The organism is Luteibacter sp. P4_E6 (assembly GCF_056401535.1).
Genome location: NZ_JBFUJE010000360.1, coordinates 1 through 3,976, shown reverse-complemented (window position 1 = coordinate 3,976; position 3,976 = coordinate 1). Strand labels below are relative to the sequence as shown.

At 63.1% G+C, this 3,976-nt stretch carries 4 protein-coding genes; all 4 read left to right on the top strand.

The features are described 5' to 3' along the window. Positions 1-282: lysozyme inhibitor LprI family protein (locus AC1DT2_RS17145; RefSeq protein WP_477297667.1), on the top strand; the 282-nt coding region annotated here is incomplete at its 5' end. Positions 283-312: 30 nt separating this feature from the next. Continuing rightward, a complete protein-coding gene (locus AC1DT2_RS17140; RefSeq protein ID WP_477297666.1) occupies positions 313-1,863 on the top strand; it encodes an XVIPCD domain-containing protein in 1,551 nt (516 codons plus the stop codon). Between the two features lie 284 nt (positions 1,864-2,147). Then, positions 2,148-3,350 carry a JmjC domain-containing protein gene (locus AC1DT2_RS17135; RefSeq protein ID WP_477297664.1) on the top strand — a complete coding sequence of 401 codons (1,203 nt, stop codon included), beginning with the start codon at positions 2,148-2,150 and terminating at the stop codon, positions 3,348-3,350. Continuing rightward, entirely contained in the window at positions 3,347-3,841 is a 495-nt protein-coding gene (locus AC1DT2_RS17130) for a DUF7931 domain-containing protein (protein ID WP_063574091.1), read from the top strand. The genes AC1DT2_RS17135 and AC1DT2_RS17130 overlap by 4 nt, the downstream gene beginning before the upstream one ends. Positions 3,842-3,976 lie beyond the last annotated feature (135 nt).

Sequence of the window (3,976 nt, the reverse complement as noted above, 5' to 3'; positions counted from 1 at the left end):
GTCGCGCTCGGCTCATGCACTTCTTCGGAAAAAAAGGTTCAGGACGCTCGTCTGAATAAAGCGTACGCCATCCTGATGACCAAGCTCGAACCAAGAGCCAAAGAGAGCATGAAAGCCGCCGAGCGCTCGTGGCTGGACTTCAACGGAAAGGCTGTCAATGCGGAGCTCGATCTTCGTGCGACTGACAAGACGGCAAGTATCGAAGCCAGCCTCAGCGAAGTATTCAGGTATTGCGACCAGGCTAACGTCCTGGAGAATTTTGTCTATTTCGTAAATGACTAGTATCCGACGAGCTCTCAAGGAGGATTTTCTATGACAGGACCAGATACGCGAGACGCGGAATCGCTAGCCGGTGCGGTTTACTTCATTGTTGGACGCGGCACGGAAGGTGGTCCGGCATCCTACCGGTTGAGCGTTGCAGGCCTCAATGACCGCAACTGGGGAGAGGTAGGAAGCGTCGCTGCAAATAGTGGCTACTCGATAGGCACTATTCAGGTGGATCTCGGCCAAAGAGGAACCTGGGGCCTGGGTGATACCGAGGGACCGGCGGCTCCCGGACAAACAACGTACGTCGATGGACTGATTGATCAGTCGGAGAGATATGCGCGCGCCAACGCCCTGCCATTCACAACTGATCTGACGCAACTTCGTTCGGACTTGCTTAGCCACGGAAACGGGGAACACGGGCGAACGTCTATCACGTTCATCGATGCGGATACTCGCGACAGCATAAATCGCTGGGCGTCGTCGAATGATGGCAAAAAGTGGATCCATGCAAATGTCGACTATCCACAAGTAAAAAGCGCAACAGAAACGGCCACGAATTTGCTCGATCGCTACGGAACCCATGTCGTGGACGATCGACGCCTCGAGACCGTAGCGCTGCTGGCAAAGACTGCCAACCAGTGGCCGTCTCAGCTTCCCAAGTTCAAGGAAGTTCTAGAGCACGGCGGTACTTATGAGGACGTTTTGGCGACCGCGAACCAAATCAAAGCCCACAATCGGGTTTACGACGGCCTTGACGCTGTCGCTGTCGCCGAGCGATACAAGGCCGCCTTCGACGATCCCGCCAAAGGGCCAGCATTGGAGCGAGCACAGGCAAAGGTCGTTCGCGAGGGCTTCGATCCGTCCACACAGACGTCAGACAGCGACATCAAGGAGGCGCTACATGCCATCGGGCAAGGAGGTCGAGCGCCAGCGACGAACGCCTCGGAGTCATTGCGTACCGGTTCGCATGGGCATCGCGTCACTGAACTTCAAGCGCAATTGGTCGCACTCAACATTACGGATACCCACGGACGCCCCCTGTCGCCCGATGGCAACTTCGGACCTTCGACGCAGGCTGCGGTAGAAAAATTTCAGGCTGCACATGGAATGACGGCTGACGGTATCGTAGGCCATCGAACCGAGGCGGCGCTTCAACAGGAAGTGGAGAAATCGCAGCAGGCTATTCGCTTGAGTCTTGCCGATGAACACCATCCTGGGGTCTCGATGTACCAGCAGGCGTTGGGCGGCGTGAGCTCGGTGGATCGGGAACGCGGGCGCACCAGCGATCAGGCAAGCTGCCATTTGGCCGGATCACTAACGGTGGCGGCGTGCGTCGCTGGGTTGAACCGTATCGATCATGTCGCGATGAGCGACGACGGCGCGCGCGCATATGCCATCCAAGGAGATCTCAATTCACCGTTCAAGCGGTACACCGAGGTGAACGTTGCTCACTCGGTAACCATTCCGTTGGAGCAAAGCGGAGCTGACTTCGTCAGGGCAGTGGCGGAACAGGCTCAACAACCGCCGGTCGCGCAAGCCCAACAGGAGGTGCAGCAGCAGGAAGCGCCTGCGCAACCGCACTCGATGCACCGCTAACGCGCAGGGCCGCAATCACACAGCCCTCGCTTTGCGGTCCTCGCTTTTGCCGCCAGACGCCGCAACGCCCGGTGCCGCGGTCGGGTTGCCGCTTGGGGCCGCCTGAGCTGGGCCGCTCAGTTTTCGTGCGAGCGAAGGCGTGGCTACGGCCCGCCTCGAAGAGCAGCGCCTGCGGTCCCAAGGGGCAACCCGGCCGCGGCGTCTCGCGCCCCACACGCCCGAGGCGGTGCACGCGACCTCCCACACGAGACGCGCTGCAGCTCACCTTAGCTACAATGCCGCCCATGGCCATCCAGACCCCCACCCGCAAGACCCTCCCGATCGAAGTGCGCGGCAGCGCCAGCCAGCCGCTCGGCATGAGCGCCGCGCAGTTTCTGCGCGACTACTGGCAGAAGCGACCGTTGCTTATCCGCAACGCCTTCCCGGACTTCCAGCCGCCGATCCAGCCCAATGACCTCGCCGGCCTCGCCTGCGAAGAGGGCGTGCTCGCCCGTCTCATCATTCATGACGAGAAACGCGACCGCTGGACCGTCAAGAGCGGCCCCTTCGAGGAAGCCGAATTCGGCAACACGCCTAAGCGCGACTGGACCCTCCTGGTCCAGGACGTCGACAAGTGGGACAACGACGTAGCCGGCCTGCTGGAGTCCTTCTCGTTCCTGCCCAGCTGGCGCGTGGACGACGTGATGATCTCGTACGCCGAGGACGGCGGTGGCGTCGGCGCCCATGTCGACCAGTACGACGTCTTCCTGCTCCAGGGCATCGGCCAGCGCCATTGGGCGATCAGTGATGACCCGGATGCCCCGCTCGACTTCCGCACCGATGTCGAACTCAAGCAGCTCAAGGAGTTCCTGCCCACCCACGAGTGGCTGCTCGAACCCGGTGACATGCTTTATCTCCCCCCGGGCGTGCCCCACGACGGCATCGCCCTCGGCGACTGCATGACCCTGTCCGTCGGCATGCGCGCGCCCTCGCAGGCGGAACTCACGGGCGATCTCGCCGATTTCCTCGCCGAGCGAATGCCCGACGAGCTCCGCTACACCGATGCCGACCTCGTTCCTGCTAAGCGCGTGGGCGAAATCGATACGGCAGCCCTGAACCGTCTACGCCAGGCCCTTCCCTTCGCGGCGGCGCTGGACCGCGACCTGCTGGCCGATTGGTTCGGTCGCTTCATCACCCGCTATCGCAACGCCCAGGTGCCCGCCGCACCGCCGAAGGCCAGCACCGCCGCCGCGCTCGACAAGGCTCTCGACGGGGGAGCCGCCCTGGTCCGCCATCCCTTCGCCCGCCTCGCCTGGGTGCGCGGCAAGAAGGACGCCACGCTATACGTGAGTGGGCACGCCTACCCCTGCCCGGTCGATCTGGCCGAGCGGCTTTCGGCCGAACGCGAGTTTCGCCTCGAAGGGGCGACCTCCCCCGCCGGGCGCGAGGTCCTGCTGGCCTTGGTCAACGAGGGCCAGCTGATCGTCCGCAAGGGTCGCCGCCGGTGACCGACAAGGCGGACACGGCGCTGACTGTCGAGGACCGTGCCGGCCTCGAGGTTGCCCATGTCCGCCTGCTGGCCCAGGCCAGGTACCGCGTCGCGATGTATCTGCCGCGCATGGAGCCGGGGGTCCTGGACAGCGACGCGATCCTCGCCGAACTGCGCCGGATCGCGACGAGCGGTCGACCGGCCCAGATCCGCATCCTGACCCACGATGCCGAACAGGCCCACCGCGAGGGGCATCGGGTGATCGCCCTTGCCCAGCGCCTGCCGACCGCCGTCTCGATCCGTACGCCGGTGGACGAAACGCACCTCGGTTACGCGTCGGCGTTCATCTGCGATACCACCAGTGGCTTCCTGTTCAGACCCGTGGCCAGCAGGTACGAAGCACGCGGCGACCTCGACGCGCCAGGAGAGACCTCTCGCCTGATGGCGTATTTCGACGAAGTCTGGGAGCGGGCCGAGCCGGCATGGCAGATAAGACCACTCGGGATCTGAAAGGCATACGAAACGTGAATCCGGGTTGGCGCGTCGCAACAGCACGGAGCTATACTTAACGGATTCTTATGCCGCGGCGCGTCCCCACGAGTCCAGCGGCAGCCCGTCCTTTTCGTGTGTGCCGGTGGTGACGTG

Coding starts and splice junctions, on each gene's coding strand:
- AC1DT2_RS17140 (WP_477297666.1), top strand. CDS start 313: ATGACAGGACCAGATACGCGAGACGCGGAATCGCTAGCCGGTGCGGTT.
- AC1DT2_RS17135 (WP_477297664.1), top strand. CDS start 2,148: ATGGCCATCCAGACCCCCACCCGCAAGACCCTCCCGATCGAAGTGCGC.